Below are 23,115 nucleotides of genomic sequence, written 5' to 3'. Positions count from 1 at the left end.
GTAGAGCACCCGCCGCCCCTGACCCGTGGAGGTCCGTGCATGACCACGTCCGAACGTCCATTCCCGCCCGGCTTCGTCTGGGGGGCGGCGACCGCCGCCTTCCAGGTGGAGGGCGCTCCTGAGGTCGACGGCAAGGGTCCTTCCGTCTGGGACACGTTCACCCGGGTTCCCGGAGCGATCGCGGACGGCGCGATGGCTGACGTCGCGTGTGATCATTACCACCGCTATCCCACCGACATCGCGCTGCTCGCCGAACTCGGCCTCTCCGCCTATCGCTTCTCCATCTCGTGGCCCCGCATCCAGGCCGACGGCACCGGACCGGCCAACCAGAAGGGATTGGACCACTATCGGCGCGTCGTCGACGCGTGCCTCGAGAACGGCGTGGCCCCATACGTCACGCTCTACCACTGGGACCTTCCGCAGGCGCTCGAGGACCGCGGCGGGTGGCTCGATCGCGACACGGCGTACCGCTTCTCGGACTTCGCCGGTCTCGTCGCGGGCGCCCTGGGTGATGTCGTCCAGAACTGGATCACGGTCAACGAGCCCAAGGTCGCCGCGCACGCGGGCTATGCGGCGGGCATCCACGCACCCGGCGTCGCCGACCCGCTCGGCGGGGTACGCGCGGCCCATCACCTGCTCCTGGCGCATGGGCTCGCCGCTCCGGTGCTGCGCGGGCGGGTCGCCGCCGGCGGGCAGATCGGCATCTCGCTCGATCTCACCCCGGTGCGGCCGGCGTCCGGCTCGGACGAGGACCTCGCAGCCGCCCGGCGGTTCGACGGCAACTTCAACCGGATGTTCCTCGAACCCGTGCTACGCGGCAGGTACCCCGACGACATGGTGGAGTGGTACGGCGGCACACCGTGGGTGTGGGACGGCGACCTCGACGTCATCTCCGTCCCCACCGACTTCCTGGGCATCAACTACTACCGGGGCCACGTCATCGCTGCGGGCGGCACAGGGCTGGCATCGGGTTCGCCGATGGAGCTCGACGCCGTCCATGTCGTCCCCGAGGGGACGCCCGTCACGGTGATGGGCTGGACCGTCACCGACCACGACCTGCACGACCTCCTCGTGCAGCTGCGGGACCGGTACCCGGGAATGCCGCTCCTCGTCACCGAGAACGGCGCCGCCTATCCGGACGAGGCTGGGCCGGACGGCGTCGTCGACGACCTGGAGCGTCTCGCCTATTTCGACTCGCACCTGCGGCAGACGCTCGACGCGATCCACGGTGGCGTCGACGTCCGCGGCTACTTCGCGTGGACGCTGCTGGACAACTTCGAATGGGCAGAGGGCTACGGCCCTCGATTCGGCCTCGTCCGCGTCGACTTCGAGACTCAGGAGCGGACACCGAAGCGGAGCGGGCGCTGGCTCGGGGGAGTGGCCCGCACCAATGCGCTGCCAGGGGATCGGGCGTGAACTCGGGGATTCGCTACCTCGAGATCGGTGCGGCTGATCTGGACCGCTCGCGTCACTTCTACGCGGAACTGCTCGGACTCGCCGAAGTGGACCGGCCGGACGCCGGCGCCGCTACGGCGTGCTGGTTCGACGCCGGCCCGGCCCTTGTGAAGGTCGTACAGGTCGTGAACGGTGACCCCGGTGAGTGGCGTGACGACGACCTCCAAGGCGGCATTCGGCACGCCGGCTTCAAGACTGCTGACGTCGACGGCCTCATCAGCAGGCTCGAGGCGGCGGGAACGCGGGTCACGGCACCGCCGCGCGACGTGCTCGGCGACGTCCGGATCGCATTCTTCCTCGATCCCGACGGCGCGCGGCTGGAGCTGGTCAGGGGCGCACTCGCCTACGAGCGGGTCGGCTCGCCGCGGCTGGTCGCCGCCGAGGCCGCCGGCCTGCCCGGGCCGGACGCGCCGCCGCGCTTCGATCACGTCGGCATCACAGCGTCAGACTTCGACACGACCTCGAGGTACTGGCGATCAGTCGGGTACGAAGTCATCGGCGACATCCGCCACCACGACGATCCACGCGGCTTCCTCATGACCTATCTGGGCGCTGGCGGCTCGGTGGTGGAGATCTTCAGCTTCGATGTGGCCACCGCGCAACCGGCGGCCTGGGCCGAGAACCGCCTCGGCCTCCGGGGAATCGGCGTCGTCATTCCCGGGGGCGCCGCCGTGGATGTGCCGGACGGCGTCCATGCGGAAGTGGCCCGATGACCGCGGCCGCCGACGCGAGGTGCATTCCCCGTGCGCTCGTCACCGGTTCCAACGACGGAATCGGCGCCGCTGTGGCTCACGCGCTCGTCGGCGAGGGCTACGAGGTCGTCCGCCATGCGCGCAACCGCGTCCGAGCGGACGACTACCTGAGCGACGCGCCGGAGGGAACACAGATCGCCGTCGGCGACTTCGCCTCGCTCGCCGAGACGCATGATGTCGCCCGCCAGGCTGCTGCCCTGGGGCCGTTCGACGTCGTCGTGCACAACGCCGGGACCGGAGCCCCACCTGCGCGGGAACTCACCGCCGATGGCATCGAGCGCACCCTTCAGGTCAACGCCGTCGCGCCGTATCTGCTGACCGCGCTCATGCCACCCCCGGAGCGGATCGTCTATGTGGGCTCTGATTCGATCCGGAACACCCTGCTCGATCTCGACGACATCCAGAGCGGGGCCGACTGGGACCAGGGTGCCGCGTACGGTCGTTCCAAGATCGCGCTCACCGCGTTGGGCCTCTACGTCGCGCGACACTGGCCATCGCGGCTCGTCAACGTCGTCCACCCCGGCTGGGTGCGGTCGAAGATGAGCGGCGAAGCGGCCCCGCTGAGCCTCGAGGAGGGCGCGGACACGATCGTCTGGCTCGCCCTGGCGCGTGACCCGGAGGCGCTGGTCAGCGGCGAGCTGTTCTTCGAACGCGCGCCCGCCCGCTTCAACGACCAGCCGCATGATCCGGGTATCCAGGAGGCAGTCGTCGCGGCATTCGAGCAGCTCACTGGCGTCGTCCTGCCCAAGGACCCCCGGCCGCAGCCACAAAGGTAGCCGGGCCCTGCGTACCTCAGGGGCGGCCTCCGCGGCGAGCTTCGCCAACCGGTTCTTCCTCATGCCTCCTCCTGCTGTCTCGTCGGTCGACGTCGCGGCATGCCCCCCGGAGAGCGGTGTGGCGATCGCCGGGTGCTCGGCCCACCCGGCGACCGCCACGCCTCCGCTCGGCGCGGAGCTACGCCCCACGTGGTCGTGCATGCAGCAGCTGGACGGTGTCGAGGTAGATGCCGCCGGACCGGAACACCAGGTACAGGTCGTGGCTGCCCCGGGTACCCGGCCGGCCGGGCAGGGGCGCCCGCAGGGTGACGAAGTCCTGCAGGCCGTCCGTCGGGCCGACGGCGACGGTGCCCAGGCGCGGGCCGTCCGGAGCGTCGATGCGGATATCGATGGCGGCGCCGGTCAGGTCGGCCCAGTCGTGCGTCGTGGTGGCGACGCGCAGTTCGATCCCGTTGACGCCGTTCAGCAGCACCTTGGTGAAGCCGATCCAGTCGCCGTCGCGGCGGGAGCCGACCGAGTGGTAGCCGCCGGCGCGCTGCAGGGTGTTGCGCTTGGAGACCTCCCAGTGCGTGATACCGCTGCTCATCGTGTAGTGCTCCCAGGCGTTGCGCACGGTCGTCAGATCCAGGCCGCCGATGCGCTCGCCCTTGATGAACAGCAGGCCATCGAGGCGGATGTCCTCGGACGACGCGCCGACCATGAGGTCGTGGTCACCGGTCTCGACGACGGGGCGCTGGCGGACGACGTCCCACACGAACATGTCCTGCGGATCGACCCGGATGCTGACCCGGCGGGTCTCGCCGGGAGCGATCGCCTTGACCCGCTGGAAGCCGACGAGCTGCTTGCGCGGCACCCGGTCGCCGTAGGCGGAGTCCCGCGAACGCAGGTACACCTGGACGACCTCGTCGCTCGTCGTCGCACCGGTGTTGGTCAGCCCGAACCCGACCTCGAACGGCGCGTCGGCGTTCGCCAGCCGCCGGTAGGAGAGGTCGTGGTAGCGGAACTCGGTGTAGGTCAGCCCGTGGCCGAACGGGTAGACGTGCGGCGCGTCGGAGTACCGGTAGGTCCGCTTCGAGGAGATGACGTCGTACTCCAGCATGTCGACCGTGTAGTGATCGTCGTGGCCGTCGGCGTCCGGGCCCATGGCCGGCAGCGAACTCTCGTCGACCAGCCAGGTGGCGCTGAGCCGGCCGGCGGGCGCGTAGTCGCCGAACAGGACGTCGGCGAGCGCCGTCCCGGCGGCCTGCCCGGCGTGCGACGTGTACAGGACGGGCGCGACGTCGGGGTTGTCCTCGATCTCCTTGACGGCGAACGGATAGCTACTGACGATCACCACGACGGTCCTGCCGGGGCGGGCCGCGGCGGTGGCACGGACGAGCTCGGCGTGCTGTGGCGACAGGGCGAGCCCCGGCCGGTCCTGGCTCTCGCGGGCGTTGGTCAGCACGTGGTTGCCGATGACCACGACGGCGTAGTCCGCAGCGCCCGCCGCGGCGGCAGCCCGCTCGGCGCCGCTCTCCAGCAGGTGCTCGGTGAACTTGGCCGGCGCGCGCACGGTTTCGTCCCCGGCGGCGAACGCGTCGTAGGTGAGGGTTGGGCGCAGCGTGCGCTGGACGTCTGAGTCGGCCTGCACGTAGCGGCCGTTCGTGAACCACCGGTAGAACTGGTCGTCCTGGATGTAGTCGACGCCGTAGATCGAGCGGGTCCCGTCCTCGTTGCGCAGGTGGTGGAAGTTGACGTTGATGTTCCAGATGTTGTTGTCGACCATCGTCGCCTGCGAGGTCCGCAGCTCGGTGGCGTTGTTCACGATCGCCTGGTTGCTGTTGACGTAGTTCCCGGTGGCGACGCTGCGGAACATGTGCTGGTCGAAGCCCCAGTCGTAGTCGTGGAACGCCTGCCCGGGACCGACGTGGGAGCCGTCGGCGAGCTGGTAGCCGCGCTCGATCGGTGCGTTCGCCGGTGTGAAGGCCGCTGTCATGGGTGCGTTGCCGGTCCCGTTCGTCACGAACGTCCCATGCGCCACCGACTGCCACGCCACGACGTCGGTGCCGTTGTCGAACCGGACCCGGTCCGCGCCGAGCTTGTCCACGATGCCCTGCAGCGGCGTCACTCGCGCCGGCGGGCGCGGGCTGTAGTAGTCGCGCAGGTTGACGTCCGCGAGCGGCCCGACGACGGCCAGCGTCCGCACCTGCCGCGGATCGAGCGTCAGCACGCCGTCGCGGTTCTTGAGCAGGACGATTTGCTCCCGCGCGGCCAGCAGAGCGAGCTCCTTGCTGCTCTCCAGCTGGTTCGGGGTCGGGTTGGGCGGGATCACGGAGCTGTTGTAGGGGTTCGTCTCGCCGTCCAGGGCACCGGTGCGGATCTTGTACGCGAGCCAGTCGCGCACCACCCGGTCGACGTGGTCCATCGACACGCCGAGCACCCCGGACTGCACGGCATTGCGGGCGGCGAGGGCGCCGTTGAAGCCGGCGCCGTTGCCGTCGTTGAAGTTCGTCAGCCCCGCGATCAGCAGCAGCGCACCCGTCGTGTTCCGGACGGCGACGTCGTCGTCCGGGTCGGGGCTCAGCCCGGCCGGGTAGGAGGTGTCGTGGTCGGCGGGGCGCTCCAGCGGATACGCGTATGGCGCACCCTTGGTGTTGTACAGGTTGAAGGTGTCCCACGCGTCCGGGCACGAACATGAAGTTGCCCGGCGCCCACTCCGCGCGCAGCGTCTGCGTGATCGGGTGGATGATCGTGGGCACTCCATTGACCATGTTGTACGACGTCATCGCGCCGAGCACGGCGCCGGCCTCGACCGGTTTCCGGTAGCTGACGAGGTGGAACTCGTACATCGACCGGATGCTCATGCTGCTGCTCGTCCGCGCCCGGTTCCATTCGTGGCTGTAGGCGAAGAAGTGCTTCAGCTCCGGCTTGGCCAGGATGTAGAAGGGGTCGCGGCCCTTGATGCCGAACGCGTAGGACGTGCCCAGCGTGCCGCACAGGAACGGGTCCTCGCCGTAGGTCTCCTCGAACCGGCCCGCCAGCGGGTTCACCCCGACGTCCAGCACGGGTGCCCAGACCCGCAGCGCGTTGGCGTTGCGCGACCTGGTCTCGAAGCCGACGACGTGGCCCACCTGTTCCAGTAGCTCGGTGTCCCACGTCGATCCCAGGCCCACGGCCTGGGGGAACATGGTGGCGTTGGCCGAATGACCCGGAGGGCGCTGCGGTCCCGCCGGGTGAGCGATGGGTGGCCGTCCCGGCGGAGGCGGGACCCGGCAGTCCCGCCTCCGCCGGCTCGGCCCGATCAGAGGTCAGCGCATTGGCCGGTGACGCGGCCGACCACCTGGTTCGGCACGCCGCCGTCGACCGGTGCGGGTTCGTTGCCCGTGCACGCCACCGGTCCGCTGATGTTGTTGCCGGACACCACGATCGGCCTGGGCACGGTGGTGTTGTCGTGCAGGTTCACCGGTCCCGTGATCCGGTTCCCGGAGATCGTCACGCTGTCGGTGGTGCCCTCGACCCTGACGCCGCCGGAGATCCGGGTGTCGCGCACGTCGACGACGTCGGCGCCGGTCGCCGTGACCGGCCCGGAGATCGTCGCCCCCGAGGCCAGTAGGCCGGCGCCGGCCGCCACCGTCACCGGGCCGACCACCTTGGCGCCCTCGGTCAGGCAGGTCACGCCCGAGTCGACCTCGAGCGGCCGGGTGTGCGGTCCGGAGATGGTCCGGTCGCACTGGACGCCGCGGAACGTGAACCAGTTGATGCCGAGGTCCAGCCAGCCGGCCACCGCGCCGTACGTGCTGGAGATGTCGGTGTCCGGCACCTCCGGCGCGACCGTGAACACGAGGTATACGTCGTGCACGCCCGCGAGCGGCTCGAGGTCGACGGTGGTCTCCGCCCACTCGTAGACGGGGTTCGCGTAGTCCTCCGCGGAGGTCAGGTCGTGCTCCCCGGTCAGCGTGACCGTGCCCAGCTCGGTGCCCTCGACCGGGTCATCGGCCATTACCGTGACGGTCGCGGGTGCCGAGGAGACCTTCAGGTAGCGCAGCGTGAGGTCGAGCAGTTCGGGGTCGCCGAAGTCCACGTTGCGGTACACGGCGTAGTCGCCGTTGCGGATGCGGTTCAGCTGGAGTCCGACGTCGTCGCCGTGGACGTTGTCGGCCCGCAGGTGCGATGCCGCACCGGAGACGTTCCCGGAGGCGTCGAACAGTTCGGCCTGGTAGCGGCCCTCGTAGGGGTCACGGGTCTCCTGGTTCTGGATCACGATCCGTGACGTGTAGGACAGGCCGTTCGACGTCGTGGCCGTCACGTACACCTCACCGTCGCCGGCGCCGGTGGCGCGCAGCGTGGCGTTGTGGGCCCGGTTGTTGTTCCCGGAGGTCTGACCCTCCACGAAGCCCGGGCCTTCGTCGACGATCGTGGCCAGCTCGCTCGGGTTGCCGTCCTCGTCGGCGACCGTGAACGTGACGGGCCGGGTCGTGTTGGTGAACGGATAGGTGACCGCGCTGAGCAGCAGCGAGCCCTGGTACTCGTGGATCGCCCCGAACTTCGTGAACTGGTTCGGTCCCCACGAGATGTCCGGCGGGCGGGAGTCCCAGCCGCTCCTGATGATGACGGCCTCCGCCGCGGTCCCGGCCGGCACACCCTGGTTGCGCAGCTCGACATCGAGCCAGCCCGTGACCGGCCCGGACGAGGTGGCATAGGTCGCCACCGCGCGCACGGTGCCGTCGCCCGAGCCCGTCGCCGTCAGCTGGCCGGACGCGGTGATCGTGGCCAGGGGAGTGGCGCCGCCGTCCGGCGTGGTCACCGTCCACGAGACCGGGCCGTCGACGACACCGGTGCCGTCGATGCCCGCCTCGAGCAGGAGGCTGCCCTGCCGCTGCTGGACGATGGCCGGCACCTCGACGTGGAAGCGGCTCAGCGAGGTGCCGATGTTGTTGTTGAAGTGGTTCGACGTCACCGACACCTTGCCGTTCTCGACCGGGTCGACGTCGCCGAGCCGCAGCCAGGCCACCCGGACACCGGCGGTGGGGAACACCAGGTACAGGTCGTCGCGGCCGCCGGGCAGCCCGGACAGGCTCGCGCCGACGTTGACGAACGTCTGGGCGTGCCCGGTCGGGGGCACCGAGACGGTCCCGACCTTGACACCGTCGGCGCCGGGCCCGCCGGCCCAGATCTCCACCTGCGCCGGCTGCGCGTTCGGGTTGGCCGCCCGCAGCACGATGCCCTCCTGGTCCTCGGACAGGTCGACGTCGCCGTACTCGACCCAGGCGCCGGCCTTGCGCACCTCGATGCCGTACGAGTCGTCCTCGTGGACCGACGTGGGTACCACGTCCGCGCGCAGCCCGGTCGTGGTCTGGTCGGTGAAGGAGTAGTCGTCGAAGGTGTAAGCGGGGGTCACCTTGCCGAGGTCGCGGACCGGCAGCGGTGTGCCGGTGACCTCGAGCTCGCCCGCTGCCCGCTCGTCCTGCTCGGCCGAGGATGTGGCGGTCGTCAGCCGGTACGTGCCCGGCTCCACGTGGAAGCGGCCGGCCTCGACGTCCCAGATGGCCAGCTCCGACAGGTCGGCGTCGATGCTGACCTCCTGCGACTCGCCCGGCGCCAGGTGCACGCGCTCGAAGCCGACCAGAGTCTTGATCGGGTGCTGCACCCGGGACTCGCCGGCGTCCTGGTACGTGGCGTACAGCTGCACGACCTCGTCGCTGGCGACGTCACCGGTGTTCCGTACGGTCACCACGGTGGTCACCCTCGTGTCGGAGGTGTTGGCCACCGTCGACGGCGACACGGACAGGTCCGTGTGCTCGAAGTCGGTGTAGGTCAGGCCGTAGCCGAAGGGGTAGAGGACCTCGCCGTCGTAGTACTGGTAGGTCCGCTCGCCCTTGATGATGTCGTAGTCGGAGATGGTGGGCAGCACCTCGAGTCCCGGGTACCACGTCTGGGTGAGCCGTCCGGCCGGTGCGTAGTCGCCGAACAGCACGTCCGCGACCGCCGTGCCGAGCTCCTGTCCGGCGTGGGTCGTGTACACGATGCCCTTGACGTTCGGGTTGGCCTGCACCTTCCGCAGGTCGAACGGGTAGCTGCCGACAACCACGACAACGGTGTTCGGGTTCGCCGCCGCGACCGCCTCGATGAGCTCCTCCTGCTGCGGGGCCAGCCCGATGCCGGGCGGGGTGCTCTGCCGGTCGAACGTCTCGCGCGAGGTCATGTGCGGCTGGTCCCCGACGGCGACGACGGCGACCTCCGCGCCCTCGGCCTTGGCCACGGCGTCGGCGACACCGTCGCGCACGGTCACCAGCTCGAACTGGCGGTTCGGGCTCGACGCGCCCCCGTTGTGAAGGACGTTCGACGACGCCGGGTCCACGAACACGTTCGGAGCCTGGTTCGGCGCCGTGATCCCGGTCCCCTTGACGAACCGGAGCGACACCAGCCCGCCGGTCTGGCCGACCAGGCCGAGGTTCTGGTCGGTGAACCACTGCTGGGTCGCGCGGTTCTTGGACTGGTAGCCGGGCGGGTCAGCGCTGGCGACCAGCGTGTTGCCCGGGCCGCGGGCGGCGACGTAGCGATCGTGCGCGGCCGAGCGGAGCAGCATGTTGTTGTAGCCGTAGTCGTACAGGTAGAACTGGGCGTTCGCGTCGTCGGCGGATGTGCCGGTGCCGGTCAGCGGAGCACCGGCCGAGGCGCCGGTCACGACGAACCTGCCCGCCGGCGCGCCCGTCCCGTTCGCCACCTTCAGCGCCACGAGGTCCACGCCGCGGCTGAACGACAATGCGCCGGCGCCGCCGTCGAGCTTCGACTCGACCTCGTCCTTGATCAGCGTCGTGTAGGGGTACGTGCCGGCGTAGAAGTCCGTCGAGTTCTCGTCGCCCAGCGGGCCGGCCAGGGCCACATCGCTCGACGACGACAGCGGCAGGATGTCGTCGTCGTTCTTCAGCAGCACCACCTGCTCACGCGCCGCCTGCGCGGCGACGGCGGCGTTGGCCTCGGTGGTCAGGGCGTTGCGCTTGTTCATCCGCTTGTACGGGTTCACCGGGTCCACGTCCAGGTCACCGGCGTGCAGGCGCACCAGCAGGACGCCGTAGATGACCTCGTCGATGTCCTGCTCGGTGATCATGCCGCGCGCCAGCGCCTCGTAGATCCACCGGCGCGTCGTGGGCGTGTCGGTGTCCGACGGCGTCATCGCCGCGACGCCGTTCCCGATCGAGTCGGCCATGCTCGCCGCCTGGCCCAGCGTGCTGTTCGGGTAGTACGCGTTCGAGCCGCTCAGGTTGCCCGGCGACGCCGCGTCGGTGACGTTGAAGAAGCTGCCGCCGCTGTAGCCGCCCGGGACCCACTCGTCATAGACGACCGACCTGAGCTCCGGCATCGTCATGACCGGCTTGCCGTTGATCAGGTTGTACCCCGTCATGACGCCGTTGGCCGCGCCGGACTCGATGCCGTAGCGGAAGGCGCGGAAGTAGTACTCGTACAGGTTTCGCGGCGACGCGTTGGCCGAGTACGACGTGCGCTGCGCCTCCTGCCCGTAGGCCGCGAAGTGCTTCAGCGTCGGAATGGTCTGGTAGTAGAACTCGTCCTCCTGGCCCTGCATCCCGCGCGCCATGAAGTCCGCCATCACGCCCGACAGGAACGCGTCCTCGCCCATGCTCTCCGACGCCCGGCCGCTACGCGGGTCGCGCGCCAGGTCGACCACCGGACCCCATACGTTGACGCCGTTGAACCGGGCGTCGACGCTGTTGTAGGCGCGCGTCTCACTGCCGATCACCTCGCCGACGTCGGCGATCAGCTCCCGGTTCCAGGTCGCCGCCAGGCCGGTGTTCTGCGGGAACACCGTGGCCGGCCCGAGCCAGGAGAGCCCATGCAGGCCCTCGGTGCCGGTCCGGAACTGCGGGATGCCCAGCCTGATGATCGCGCCGCTGAACTGGTGCAGCAGGCCCACCTTCTCGTCCAGCGTCAGTCGCGCGATCAGGTCGCGCACCCGCTCGTCCGGGCTGAGGGACGGATCCTGGAACGGGTACTCGTACCGGCCGCTCTGAGCCGCGGCCGCGGCACCGCCTGGCGGCGCCGCGTCCACGGCTCCCGCCCCCGGGGCCTGGAGGATCGCGGCGGCCAGCAGCGGGACGACAAGAACGGCCAGCAGCCCGCGCGCCGCGCGGACGAGCCGCCAGCGAAGGCCGCTGGGCTCGTCGGGCCGGCGCCTGGGGTGTGGACTCGGCGACATGAGCTCGACATCCTCTCGGTCGGGACGCGCCGGCCTCGCGGGCGCCGTCCAGGAGCGGGGAAGTGGTCGGTCTGAGTCGAAGCGCTTCGAAAGTGGCAGTAGATGTCCGCTATGTCAATAGCCGGAGTCGAACGGGTTTCCTGTTCGCGTTCCCGGAAACCAGCGGGGAAACCGGCCATACGCTGCTGGTAGGCCCATGTGCGATGATTTGCGGATGCCGTTTCGCGAACCATGCGTCAGAGGCAGTGAGGTGAGCCGTCGGTGGCGCCGCGGATGATCGACGTGGCTCGTCGCGCGAACGTCGCGCTGAGCACCGTGTCATATGCGATCAACGGGACCCGGGCGGTGTCGGCCACGACGCGGCGGCGCATCCAGAAGGCGATGGACGAGCTCGGGTACGAGCCGAACGCCATCGCGCGGGGGCTGGTCAGCAAGCGGACCCGCATCATCGCGCTGCTCTTCCCGACCCCTGAGCGTGGCATGGGCGTCACCGAGATGGAGTTCGTCATCGGTGCGGCTGAGGCGGCGCTGGAGCGCGACCACCACCTGGTGCTCTGGCCCAGCGAGCTGCGCAACGTGCGGCAGCTCGACCGGCTCACCGGGCAGGGCCTGATCGACGGCGCCGTGGTCATGGAGGTCCGCCTGGACGACGAGCGGGTCGACCTCCTGCGGCAGGCCGGCCTGCCGTTCAGCATGATCGGGCGCACCAGCGAACCCGGCTCGATCAACTACGCAGACATCGACTTCGAGCAGGCCGCTCGGGATGCCGTGTCGCATCTGACGGCGCTGGGGCACCGCAGCATCGGCTTCCTCAACCATTCCCCGTCGGCGTTCTCGGTCGGGTACGGGCCGACGGTGCGGGCCGCCGACGGGTTCCGCCGCGCGGCCATGGAGGCCGGCGTGGAGCACTTCGAGCGGCTGTGCGGCGACAACGTCGCTGCCGGGCGCGCGGCGTTCCACGAGCTCAGGGCGATGGCGCCACACCTCACCGCGTTGGCCGTGATGAACGACCACGCCATCGTCGGTGTCATGGACGCCCTGGACGAGATCGGCTGGCGGGTGCCCGGCGACTTCTCCCTTTTGTCGATGGTCTCGTCCACCAGGGTGACCGAGATGATGCGGCCCAAGCTCACGACCCTTGAGCCGCAGAGCTCCGAACTCGGCCGCCTGGGCGTGCACATGCTGATCGACGAGCTCGAGTTCCGTGCCGGCGAGCCTCCCACGCCGACCCAGGTCCTGCTGCCCTGCCGGTTGGTGGAGGGCCAGAGCTGCGGGCCGGTCCGCGCCTCCTGAGCGACGGCCCTGCTTTCTGCCCGACGCTTTGTGTTGATCTTGGAGTAGTGCGGCCATCTATCGGACATTTCACCCCGCGATGGCCGAACAACTCCAAGATCGACACGGTGGCGTCGCCATCTTGTGACCCTCCCGCTCTTGATTTGATCCGGCTGGGCTGTGAAGAATGTGCGATCGAAGCGTTTCGACGAAACGCTTCGATACTTCGACGGCGGCGCACGAGGAGGTGCGGGGATGGCCACGATGCAGGACGTCGCACGGCTCGCGGGCGTCTCCGTCAGCACTGTGTCCTACGTCCTCACCGGCGTCCGGCCGGTGTCCGACACCACCCGCCAGCGCGTCCAGGCCGCCATGGACACCCTCGGCTATCAGCGCAACGCGCTGGCCCGGGGACTGGCCAGCCGGCGGTCGCACATCCTCGCGCTGCTGTTCCCGGCCATCGAGCGGGGGCTCTCCGGCACGGCCCTGGAGTTCGTGACGTCGGCCGCCGAGACCGCCCGCCGGCACGGCTACCACCTCGTGCTCTGGCCGACCGGCGCGGACGACGAGGCGGAGACCCGCGACCTGGTCCGGCAGCGACTCGTCGACGGCGTCGTCGTCATGGAGGTGAAGCTCCACGACCCACGTGTGGTGGAGCTGCAGCGCGGCGACACGCCGTTCACGCTGATCGGGCGGACCGCGGACCCCGCCGGCCTGCCCTACGCCGACATCGACTTCGACGCCACGGTGCGCGACGCCCTGGACCACCTGACCGGGCTGGGGCATCGGCACATCGGGCTGCTCAGCCACTCCCGAGGCAGCCTCCAGGCCGGTTACGGACCGACGGTCCGGGTGCTGGCGGCCTTCGAGCGGGAGGCGCGGCAGCGTGGCCTGCTCACCGCCATCCGGCACTGCGACGAGACCGCCGACGCTGGGCGGGCGGCGGTCGCCGAGCTGTTCGCCGAGCGCCCGGATCTCACCGCGCTGGTGACCCTGAACGACAACGCCACCTTCGGTGCTGTCGCACAGATCGTCGACGGCGGACGCCGCATTCCCGGTGACGTGTCGGTGCTGTCGGTCGTCTCATCGCCGCAGGTGGGCGCCCTGAGCCACCCGCGGCTGACCACCATGGCCGCGCCAGGCGCCCGGTTGGGCCGCCTCGGCGTGGAGTCCCTGCTCGCCCGGATCGAGGGACCGCCGGCCGTCGCGGCCACGGGCGCCTCGACCCTGCACGAGCTCATCCCGTGCCGGCTCGACGTCGGGGCGACCACCGGCCCGGCACCCACCACGAGCTGATCAAGACCGTCCAGAACCGAGGAGCGACATGTTCACCAGGAGAAGACTCGCCGGCGCCGCCGTGCTCGCCTCCACTGCCCTCGTCCTCGCCGCATGCGGCGGCGACGACGACAGCTCGACCGGCAGCGGGGACGGCGGCGGCGAAACGCTGCGGCTGTGGCACTACGAGGGCGCGAACAGCGCGATGGGCGTCGCTTGGGCCGAGGCGATCCGCATCTTCGAGGAAGAGACCGGCGCCACCGTCGAGTTCGAGGAGAAGGGGTTCGAGCAGATCCGCCAGACGGCGAACATGGTGCTCAACTCCGACGAGGCGCCGGACATCATGGAGTACAACAAGGGCAACGCCTCGGCCGGGCTGCTGGCCTCGCAGGGGCTGCTGACCGACATCACCGGCGTCGCCGAGGAACGCGGCTGGGACCAGCAGCTCTCCGAGAGCCTGCAGACCACGGCCCGTTACGACGAGCGCGGCGTGATGGGCTCGGGCGCCTGGTACGGCGTCCCGAACTATGGCGAGTTCGTCATGGTCTACTACAACAAGGATCTCTTCGCCCAGCACGGCGTCGAGGTGCCGACGACCTATGACGACCTGCTGGCCGCGATGGACACCTTCGTCGCCGCCGGAGTCACGCCGCTGGCCATGTCGGGCGCGGAGTACCCGGCCGGTCAGCTCTTCTACGAGCTGGCGCTGACCCAGGCCGACCGGCAGTTCGTCAACGACTACCAGCTGTACGAGAACCCCGTCGACTTCACCGGCCCCGAATTGAGCTACGGCGCCGAGACGTTCGACGAGTGGATCAAGGCCGGCTACGTCAGCGGCGAGTCCGCCAGCCTCACCGCCGAGGACATGGGCACGGCGTTCATGGCCGGCGAGTACCCGATGGTCTACTCCGGCTCCTGGTGGTACGGCCGGTTCGTCGACGAGATCGCCGACACCTTCGACTGGGGCGTGTTCACCTTCCCCGAGTCCGACCTGCACCCCGGCTCCAGCGGCAACATCTGGGTCGTCCCGACGGGCTCGGAGAACAAGGAGCTGGCCTACGAGTTCATCGACATCACCATGCGCCCGGAGATCCAGGCACTGCTCGGCAACAACGGCGGTGTGCCGGTCGCCGCCGACCCGGCCGACATCACCGACCCGAAGAGCCAGGAGCTCATCACGCTCTTCAACGAGGTCAACGACTCCGACGGGCTCGCCTTCTACCCGGACTGGCCGGTCGCCGGCTACTACGACGTCCTCGTCGCCGCGCTGCAGCAGCTGATCAACCAGAGCGCGTCGCCCGCGGACGTTTTGGAGGAGCTGAAGGCGCCCTACGACGCCGGCGTCGCGGAGATCACCGGCTGATCGCCGGAGGAACCCGTGGTCGCGACACCATCCACCCCACCCACCCGGCCGCGCTCGCGCGGCCGGGTGGCCTCCGGCATCGGCGAGGGCGGCCGGGCGTACTGGCTGTACCTCCTCCCGGGCGGCCTGCTCTTCCTCGGTGTCATCGTCGTCCCGTTCTTCATGAACCTCGGCCTGAGCCTCGCCAAGTGGCCGGGCATCGGGGAGCTGACCTGGATCGGGTTCGACAACTACACCGAGCTCTTCGCCGACGACGCCTTCTGGGCCTCGTTCCGCAACTCCGTCGCGATGATCGTCGCAATGGTGATCGCGCCCACCGTGATCGGGCTCATCCTGGCCGCGGTGCTCTTCGACGTCATCGGCAAGCGGTTCGGCGGCCGCAGCGCGAGCGCGCTGCGGGCGATGTACTACCTGCCGCAGATCATCCCGGTGGCCGTCGCCGGCATCGTCTGGGGCTGGATCCTGCGTCCCGACAACGGGGCGCTGAACGGCCTGCTCGACGCCGTCGGCCTGGACGGCCTGGCGCAGAACTGGCTCGGCGATCCCGACACTGCCATGCCGACCGTCATGGCGATCATGGTCTGGGTCCAGATCGGCTACCCCGTCGTCATCTTCATGGCGGCGCTGCAGCGCGTCGACCCGGAGCTGTACGAGGCCGCGGAGATCGACGGCGCGGGCTGGTTCCGGCGGTTCCGGGCCATCACTCTGCCCCAGATCCGGCCGGAGACGTTCGTCGTCACGCTCACCTGCACCATCGCAGCCCTCAAGGTGTTCGGCCCGATCTTCGTGCTGACGAGGGGCGGCCCCGGCAACGCCACCAACGTGCCGTCGTACTTCGCCTACCAGAACTTCTTCGAGAAGGCGCGGGTCGGCTACGGAGCCGCCATCGCCACCGTGCTGACGCTGATCATCATCGTGTTGAGCATCGTGTTCATCCGTGCCCAGGCGGCGAGCGAGCGAAAGGACCGCGGGTGATGACCACGCTGGAGTCCACGTCGACGGCGGCCGGGCCGCCCGCGGAGCCGTCGCCGGCGACGGGCCGCCGGCGCGACCGCCATCATCGCGGCGCGGTGCGCTGGATCGTACTGGCGGTCCTCGTCGCCGGCGCGGTGGTGATGCTGTTCCCGTTCGGCGTCATCGTCCTCAACGCGTTCAAGTCGCCGGCGGACTACTCGACCGCCGGGCCGCTGAGCCTGCCCACGGAGATCTACACCACCGGCATGGTGGACTTCTGGAACCGGGTGAACTTCGGCCAGAAGCTGTGGAACTCGTTCTTCATCGCGGGCTCGGTCGCTGTCCTGGGCGTCCTCATCTCGCTGTTCAACGCCTATGCGCTGGGCATCGGCCGGGTGAGGGGACGACTGTCGATCGTGGTGCTGTTCCTGATGGCGAACATGCTGCCGCAGGAGACGCTGATCTACCCGCTGTACTACATCTCGAAGGAGATCGGCCTCTACGACACCCAGTTGGCCGTGATCATCATCTTCACGGTGATCCAGAGCGCGTTCGGCACCTACCTGCTGGCCTCGGTGTTCGGCACCTTCCCGAAGGAGGTGCTCGAGGCGGCCGCTCTCGACGGGGCGAGCAAGTGGCAGACGCTGTGGCGGGTCGTCTTCCCCATCAGCCGCCCGACGCTGTCCGTCCTGCTCATCTTCTTCTTCATCTGGACGTGGAACGAGTTCTTCATCCCGCTGATCTTCCTGATCTCCAACGACAACCAGACGGTGCCCGTCGCCCTCGGCGTCCTGGAGGGGGACCGGCTGATGGACGCGACCACGACCAGTGCCGCCGCGCTGCTCGGCGTGGTCCCGGCGATCGTCTTCTTCCTCATCTTCCAGCGCACGCTCGCCCGGGGCATCACCGCCGGCGCGGTCAAGTGAGACACCTGAAAGGAACCAGAGCGTGAAGTTCACCGACGGCTACTGGGGCATTCGACCCGGAGTCACCGCCCTGCACCCGGCCGAGGCCTACGACGTCGAGACGACGGAGAGCACCCTCACGGTCTACGCACCCACCCAGCGGATCCGCCGGCGTGGCGACGTGCTCAACCGGCCGCTGGCGACCGTCAGGTTCTCCTCGCCCATGCCCGACGTCGTCGCCGTGCGGATCGTCCACCACGCCGGAGGGCTGCGGCGGCCGCCGTCGTTCGAACTGCCCGGTGCCGCGAGCGTTCCGGTGACGACACACGCCGGCGACGACGTCGCCGAGCTGACCTCGGGCGGGCTGACGGCGCGAGTGGTCCGCGGCGATGACTGGCGGGTCGACTTCGTGGCCGGGGACCGGGTCCTCACGTCGTCGAGCACAAAGGGCATGGGCTTCATGACCACGCCCGACGGCGTCCACCACGTGGCCCAGCGGCTGGACCTTGCGCCCGGTGACGTGGTGTACGGGCTGGGGGAGCGGTTCGGTCCGCTGGTGAAGAACGGGCAGACCGTCGACATCTGGAACAACGACGGCGGCACCGCCAGCGAGCAGGCCTACAAGAACGTCCCGTTCTACCTGACCAACGCCGGCTACGGGGTATTCGTCAACCACCCGGGCCTGGTGTCGTTCGAGCTGGCCTCGGAGCTGGTGTCACGGACGCAGTTCAGCGTCGCCGGCCAGGAGCTCGAGTACCTGGTCATCCACGGGCCGACCCCGAAGGAGATCCTGCGGCGCTACACCGCGCTCACCGGCCGTCCGGCCCGGGTCCCGGCCTGGTCGTACGGCCTGTGGCTGTCGACGTCGTTCACCACCGACTACGACGAGGCGACCGTCACGTCGTTCGTCGAGGGCATGGCCGAGCGCGACCTCCCGCTGAGCGTGTTCCACTTCGACACGTTCTGGATGCGGGAGTTCAACTGGTGCGACTTCGAGTGGGACCCGCGGACGTTCCCGGATCCCGAGGGGATGCTGGCCCGGCTCAAGGCCCGCGGGCTGCGCATCTGCGTGTGGATCAACCCGTACATCGCGCAGCGCTCGCCGCTGTTCGCGCAGGGCGCGGCGAAGGGCTATCTCGTGCGGCGGCCCGACGGGTCGGTCTGGCAGTGGGACCGCTGGCAGGCCGGCATGGGCCTGGTCGACTTCACCAACCCGGAGGCGCGCGCCTGGTACGCCTCACACCTGCGCCGGCTCATGGACATGGGCGTCGACGCGTTCAAGTCCGACTTCGGTGAGCGGGTGCCCACCGACGTGGTGTGGGACGACGGCGCCGACCCGGAGCGGATGCACAACTACTACACGCAGCTGTACAACCAGACGGTCTTCGACGCGCTCAGGGAACGCCACGGCGACGGCGGCGCGGTGGTGTTCGCCCGCTCGGCCACCGCCGGCGGCCAGCGCTTCCCGGTCCACTGGGGCGGTGACAACGACTCCACGTTCGCCTCGATGGCCGAGAGCCTGCGCGGCGGCCTGTCGCTGGCGATGTCCGGGTTCGGGTACTGGAGCCACGACATCGGCGGGTTCGAGAACCTCCCGGACCCGGCGGTGTTCAAGCGGTGGATCCCGTTCGGGCTGCTGTCGTCGCACAGCCGGCTGCACGGCTCCACCTCGTACCGTGTCCCGTGGGCCTTCGACGACGAGGCGGTCGACGTGCTGCGCCGCTTCACCCGGCTGAAGCTGCGGCTGATGCCGTACCTGTCGGCGATGGCCCGGGAGGCCTACGAGGACGGCGTGCCGATGCTGCGTCCGTTGGTGCTGGAGTTCCCGGACGACCCGGCGACGACGTACCTGGAGCGCCAGTACCTGCTGGGCGACCGGCTGCTCGTGGCGCCGGTGATGAGCGCGGACGGCTCGGTGTCGTACTACGTGCCGGCCGGGACGTGGACGTCGCTGCTGGACGGCACGCAGGTGACCGGACCGCGGTGGGTGACCGAGACGTACGGCTTCGACAGCGCGCCGGTGCTGGTGCGCCCGGACTCCGTGCTGCCCTTCGGCGCCGTCGACGACCGGCCCGACTACGACTACGCCGACGGCATCACGCTGCGCCTGTACGAGCTGGCCGACGGTCACGACTCGACCCTCGTCGTGCCCGCGCCCGAGGACGACGCACGCGTCACCTACCGGGTACGGCGCGAGGGCGCGCGCATCGACGTCAGCTCCGACCGCGACGATGTCGCGTGGCGTGTCGAGCTGGCCGGCACCCGAACCGTCGTCCAGGCCGAACCCGGTACGACGCGCCTGACCCTGAACGTGTGACGACGGGCTCAGCTCTGGGGGATGTCGGTCGTGACGGCGAGGGCTCGTGCGGACTCGATGCCGGCCTCGAGCGACTCGACGCGGGCGTCGGCGAATCCGAGCGAGTCGGAGCCGAGCAGCTGGTGCAGCGGCGCGGTCCCGGTGGTGGCGACGGTGACGAGACGTTGATACCGCCGGCCCCGGCGCCGCGGACTACCCTGAACGCGTCGGAGAGGCGCGGACGGGTGGGAAGGGCTCCAGGTGGCACGCAAGGCAACGCTCTACGACGTCGCTGAGCTCGCCGGTGTGTCGATCGCGACCGTCTCGTTCGCGTTCACGAAGCCCGATCGCGTCAAGTCCGACACCCTGGCCGCCGTCATGGCGGCGGCCGACCAGCTCGGCTACGTGCCCAGCGCCGCCGCCCGTGGCCTCGCGCGGGGACGGACCGGCGCGATAGGCCTGTACGCGTTCGACTACCTGCTCGACAGCGACGCGACGGACGAGCAGGCGACGGACATGCCCACCGCGCGGCTGTTCCCGCTGTACGCCGACGAGGTGCAGCGCGGCGTGCAGGTCGAGTGCCGCAGGCGCGGCTACGCCCTCATGATCGGCGGCACGCGGGCGGCGCCGCATCTGTCGCAGGTCATCGATGTCGCTGGGCGGGTCGACGGGCTGATCGCCTTCGCCGGCGCGGTCGGCGAGACCGCGCTGAAGCAGGTCTCCGGCCGCATCCCCGTCGTCGAGCTGGGCGGCGAGGTGCGGGTCGACGGGGTCCGGACCATCTACGTCGACAACCGGCAGGGGATGGCCGACCTCACCAGCCACCTCGTGACCGTCCACGGCCACCGCCGGTTCGGATACCTCGGCGAGCTCGGCACGCCCGAGTTCCGGCAGCGCTTCGACGGCTTCACGGCCACGCTCCGCGACGCCGGGCTGCCGGTTCCTCCGGTCACTCGCAGCCACCCCGGCGACGATCCCACCGCGGCCGCCGCCGTCCGCGGCTTCCTCGAGCGGGGCGACCTGCCGGACGTGCTCGTCTGCGACACCGACCAGAGCGCGCTCGCGGCGATCGACGCGCTCCGCGCCGAGGGGCTGACGGTTCCCGGCGACGTCGCGGTGACCGGGTTCGACGGGATCGTGGCGGGGGAGCTGCTGTCGCCGGCGCTCACGACCGTGCGCCAGCCCATGGAGGCGATCGGGCGGCTCGCCGTGCGCATTCTCGTAGACACCCTGGCCGGCGTGCCGGACGCGCACGTCCACGAGCCCCTCCGGTCGGTGCTCGTCGTCGGCGGGACCTGCGGCTGCCCTCCTCCGGCCGGGACATGAGCCGCGGCCCTGGGCGCTGTCAGGAGGACGGGGGCCGGCGACGGGCGAGCATCGACTGCCGTGCCGCGCGGTGTCCACGTGGTGAGATTTCGCCGCGATCCGGGGCACGTCACCACGTTTTCTGGAGCGTCACCACGATTGCAATCGTGGTGACGCTCCAGAAGTCCTCGTGATGGCCCGCTACCCATCCCGTTTGACGGGCGAATGTTAAGCGCTTAGATTTCGCGCCAGGCCCCGCGGTATCGAAGGAAGGACCAACGATGATCCGACGCAGCTGGATGACGGTCGCAGCGGCCGCCCTCATGACGACCGCGCTTCTCAGTGCCTGCGGTCGCGAGAGCGATGCCGAGGACGACGACGCCGTCGCCGCTGAGATTTCCGACGGACCGGCGACCGGTGAGGTCACGATCTGGGCGCAGGGCACCGAGGGCGAGGCGCTGCAGGACTTCCTGGCGCCGTTCGAGGCGGAGAACCCCGACGTCGACATCACCGTCACGGCGGTTCCATGGGACTCCGCGCAGAACAAGTACCAGACGGCGGTGGCCGGCGGCACGACGCCGGACATCGGGATGCTGGGGACGGACTGGATGCCGACGTTCCGCGAGGCGCTGCAGCCCACGCCGGAGGGGATCGACACCTCGGGCATGTTCCCGTTCTCGGTCGGGACCACCGACCTCGGCGGCACCCACTACGGCGTGCCCTGGTACGTCGAGACCCGCCTCATCTTCTACCGGGTGGACCTGATGCAGGCCGCTGGCTTCGACACGTTCCCGACCGACTGGGAGGGCCTGCGCGAGCTCGCCCGCGCCTACCAGGCCAACGGCGCCGAGTACGCGATCTCGTTGCCGTCGGGCGGCTGGAACTCGTTCCTGAGCATCCTGCCGTTCGTGTGGTCGAACAACGGCGAGGTGATGAACGCCGAACAGACGGAGTGGACGTTCGACACCCCCGAGATGGCCGGCGCGCTGGAGTTCGTCGCCGGCTTCTTCACCGAGGGGCTGGCCAACCCCAATCCGGACACCGAGACCGGCTCGGTCGCGTCGCGGTTCGTCGACGGCTCGGTGCCGATGTTCCTGAGCGGGCCGTGGGACGTTCCCGGCCTGCTCACCGCGGGCGGGCCGGAGTTCGCGGACAAGTTCGCGGTGGCTCGGATTCCCGCCGCGCCCGGCGGCACGTCGACGTCGTTCGCCGCGGGCGCGAACCTCGTCGTCTTCGACAACGCGGAGAACGCCGACGCCGCGTGGAAGGTCATCCAGTGGCTGTCGCAGCCCGAGGTCCAGGTCGAGTGGTTCCGGACGGTGAACGACCTGCCGGCGCAGCAGGCGGCCTGGGAGGACAGCGCCCTGACGCAGGACCCGAAGGTCTCGGTCTTCGGCGAGCAGCTGGAGAACGTGAAGACCCCGCCGGCCCTCACCGCATGGCCCGAGGTCTCGGCGGCCGCCGACACGCAGCTCGAGCAGGTCGTCCGCGGCGGCAAGGACCCGGCCACGGCGCTGGCCGAGCTCCAGGCCACGGCCGACTCCCTGGGCACCGGCGAGTGACGACCGCACCAGCGGCCGTGGTCACCGGGGCGCGTCGTCGCTCCGGTGGCCTCGGTCCCGCCGGCCGGCGCCGCCGGACGGCGGTGATCGCCTACGCGTTCGCGCTGCCGTTCCTGCTGAGCTTCGCCGTCTTCATGGTCTTTCCGCTGCTCAGCTCGTTCGGGATGTCGTTCACCGACTTCCGCAACAGCGACATCGAGACGCCGTTCGCAGTCGCGTTCGTGGGCATCGACCAGTACGTCGCCCTGTTCCAGGACCCGCAGTTCGTCCGGTCGATGCTCAACACTGCGTACTTCGTCGCCGTCGGCATCCCGTTGACGATGATCGCGGCGCTCGCGCTCGCGGTGGCGCTGAACAACGGCATCACCCGGTTCCGCACGGCGTTCCGCGTGGGCTTCTACGCCCCGGTCGTCACCAGCATCGTGGCCGTCGCGGTCGTCTGGCGGTTCATCCTCCAGCCCGACGGCCTGATCAACACCGCGCTCGGCTGGGTGGGGATCAGCGGGCCGGACTGGCTGGCCGATCCGGCCTGGGCGATGCCGGCCATGATCCTCATGGCCGTGTGGCGCAACATGGGCACGCTGATGATCATTTTCCTGGCCGGACTCCAGACCATCCCGCAGGACGTCCTCGAGGCCGCCCAGGTCGACGGCACGAACGCGTGGCAGCGGTTCTGGCGGGTGACGCTGCCGATGCTCCGGCCGACGCTCCTGCTGGGCGCCGTCCTGCTCTCCGTCGGCTTCCTCCAGCTCTTCGAGGAGCCGTTCGTCATGACCAGGGGCGGGCCGCTCGACGCCACGCTGTCGGTCAGCTACTTCACCTACAACGAATTCGGCTTCGGCAACTACGGCACGGCGTCGGCGGCGAGCTACGTCCTGTTCGTCGCGATCGCGTTGCTCAGCATCGTGCAGTTCCGAGCCTTTCGCAGCAAGGGATAGGCCGTGACACAGTTGTCGACCGCGGCACCGGTGGTCCCGGGGAACCGGCCCGGCACCCCGCCGCCCCCCTC

At 69.9% G+C, this 23,115-nt stretch carries 15 protein-coding genes and 1 pseudogene; 12 read left to right on the top strand and 4 right to left on the bottom strand.

Features of this window, described 5'->3' with window-relative positions:
- Positions 1–39 precede the first annotated feature (39 nt).
- From E1262_RS01540 to E1262_RS01530, 3 genes are read left to right on the top strand one after another with little or no spacing between them, the layout of a single operon-like run.
- Positions 40–1,416: a GH1 family beta-glucosidase gene (locus E1262_RS01540; RefSeq protein ID WP_132101288.1), complete on the top strand. Its 1,377-nt coding sequence runs from the start codon at positions 40–42 to the stop codon at positions 1,414–1,416.
- Positions 1,413–2,168, top strand: a complete 756-nt coding sequence (locus E1262_RS01535) for a VOC family protein (RefSeq protein WP_162605715.1) — start codon at positions 1,413–1,415, stop codon at positions 2,166–2,168. Before E1262_RS01540 ends, E1262_RS01535 begins: the two co-directional genes overlap by 4 nt.
- Positions 2,165–2,983 (top strand): SDR family NAD(P)-dependent oxidoreductase, encoded by an 819-nt coding sequence (locus E1262_RS01530; RefSeq protein ID WP_132101286.1) that lies wholly within the window; start codon positions 2,165–2,167, stop codon positions 2,981–2,983. The genes E1262_RS01535 and E1262_RS01530 overlap by 4 nt, the downstream gene beginning before the upstream one ends.
- A gap of 178 nt (positions 2,984–3,161) precedes the next feature.
- Here E1262_RS01530 and E1262_RS01525 read toward each other — a convergent pair whose 3' ends face one another.
- From E1262_RS01525 to E1262_RS01515, 3 genes and pseudogenes are all read right to left on the bottom strand, one after another.
- Positions 3,162–5,726 carry a glycoside hydrolase family 3 C-terminal domain-containing protein gene (locus E1262_RS01525; protein ID WP_132101285.1) on the bottom strand — a complete coding sequence of 855 codons (2,565 nt, stop codon included), beginning with the start codon at positions 5,724–5,726 and terminating at the stop codon, positions 3,162–3,164.
- A gap of 7 nt (positions 5,727–5,733) precedes the next feature.
- Positions 5,734–6,150: pseudogene (locus E1262_RS31965) on the bottom strand (glycoside hydrolase family 3 N-terminal domain-containing protein); the annotation flags it as partial.
- Between the two features lie 113 nt (positions 6,151–6,263).
- A complete protein-coding gene (locus E1262_RS01515) occupies positions 6,264–11,174 on the bottom strand; it encodes a glycoside hydrolase family 3 protein (RefSeq protein WP_132101284.1) in 4,911 nt (1,636 codons plus the stop codon).
- A 261-nt stretch (positions 11,175–11,435) separates the two neighbouring features.
- Here E1262_RS01515 and E1262_RS01510 point away from each other — a divergent pair, with 261 nt between their 5' ends.
- From E1262_RS01510 to yicI, 6 genes are all read left to right on the top strand, one after another.
- Positions 11,436–12,467 (top strand): LacI family DNA-binding transcriptional regulator, encoded by a 1,032-nt coding sequence (locus E1262_RS01510; protein ID WP_132101283.1) that lies wholly within the window; start codon positions 11,436–11,438, stop codon positions 12,465–12,467.
- Between the two features lie 234 nt (positions 12,468–12,701).
- On the top strand, positions 12,702–13,742 hold the full coding sequence (locus E1262_RS01505) for a LacI family DNA-binding transcriptional regulator (RefSeq protein WP_203453439.1): 1,041 nt from the start codon (positions 12,702–12,704) through the stop codon (positions 13,740–13,742).
- A gap of 28 nt (positions 13,743–13,770) precedes the next feature.
- Positions 13,771–15,084, top strand: a complete 1,314-nt coding sequence (locus tag E1262_RS01500; protein WP_132101282.1) for an ABC transporter substrate-binding protein — start codon at positions 13,771–13,773, stop codon at positions 15,082–15,084.
- A gap of 15 nt (positions 15,085–15,099) precedes the next feature.
- Entirely contained in the window at positions 15,100–16,059 is a 960-nt protein-coding gene (locus tag E1262_RS01495) for a carbohydrate ABC transporter permease (RefSeq protein WP_203453438.1), read from the top strand.
- Complete coding sequence (locus tag E1262_RS01490; protein WP_132101281.1) at positions 16,059–16,964, top strand: carbohydrate ABC transporter permease; 906 nt, start codon at positions 16,059–16,061, stop codon at positions 16,962–16,964. The genes E1262_RS01495 and E1262_RS01490 overlap by 1 nt, the downstream gene beginning before the upstream one ends.
- Positions 16,965–16,986: 22 nt before the next feature.
- Entirely contained in the window at positions 16,987–19,260 is a 2,274-nt protein-coding gene (gene yicI, locus E1262_RS01485; RefSeq protein ID WP_132101280.1) for an alpha-xylosidase, read from the top strand.
- Between the two features lie 8 nt (positions 19,261–19,268).
- Here the strand turns inward: yicI and E1262_RS01480 are convergent, their stop codons facing one another.
- The gene (locus E1262_RS01480) at positions 19,269–19,511 is read right to left on the bottom strand and encodes a hypothetical protein (RefSeq protein WP_132101279.1); all 243 of its coding nucleotides are present in this window, start codon (positions 19,509–19,511) and stop codon (positions 19,269–19,271) included.
- On the opposite strand from E1262_RS01480, the gene E1262_RS01475 reads away from it, so the two are divergent.
- The 3 genes from E1262_RS01475 to E1262_RS01465 all read left to right on the top strand — a co-directional run bounded on the left by E1262_RS01475 (position 19,501) and on the right by E1262_RS01465 (position 23,044).
- Positions 19,501–20,565 (top strand): LacI family DNA-binding transcriptional regulator, encoded by a 1,065-nt coding sequence (locus E1262_RS01475; RefSeq protein WP_132101278.1) that lies wholly within the window; start codon positions 19,501–19,503, stop codon positions 20,563–20,565. The genes E1262_RS01480 and E1262_RS01475 overlap by 11 nt on opposite strands.
- Positions 20,566–20,825: 260 nt before the next feature.
- On the top strand, positions 20,826–22,106 hold the full coding sequence (locus E1262_RS01470) for an extracellular solute-binding protein (RefSeq protein ID WP_132101277.1): 1,281 nt from the start codon (positions 20,826–20,828) through the stop codon (positions 22,104–22,106).
- Positions 22,103–23,044, top strand: coding sequence for a carbohydrate ABC transporter permease (locus tag E1262_RS01465; protein ID WP_132101276.1), 942 nt, complete (start codon positions 22,103–22,105; stop codon positions 23,042–23,044). Before E1262_RS01470 ends, E1262_RS01465 begins: the two co-directional genes overlap by 4 nt.
- The last annotated feature ends 71 nt before the right edge of the window (positions 23,045–23,115 follow it).

Source organism: Jiangella aurantiaca, assembly GCF_004349105.1.
Taxonomy (GTDB): domain Bacteria; phylum Actinomycetota; class Actinomycetes; order Jiangellales; family Jiangellaceae; genus Jiangella; species Jiangella aurantiaca.
Note: the sequence above shows the minus strand (reverse complement) of the source record. Positions and strands in the feature narration are given on the sequence as shown.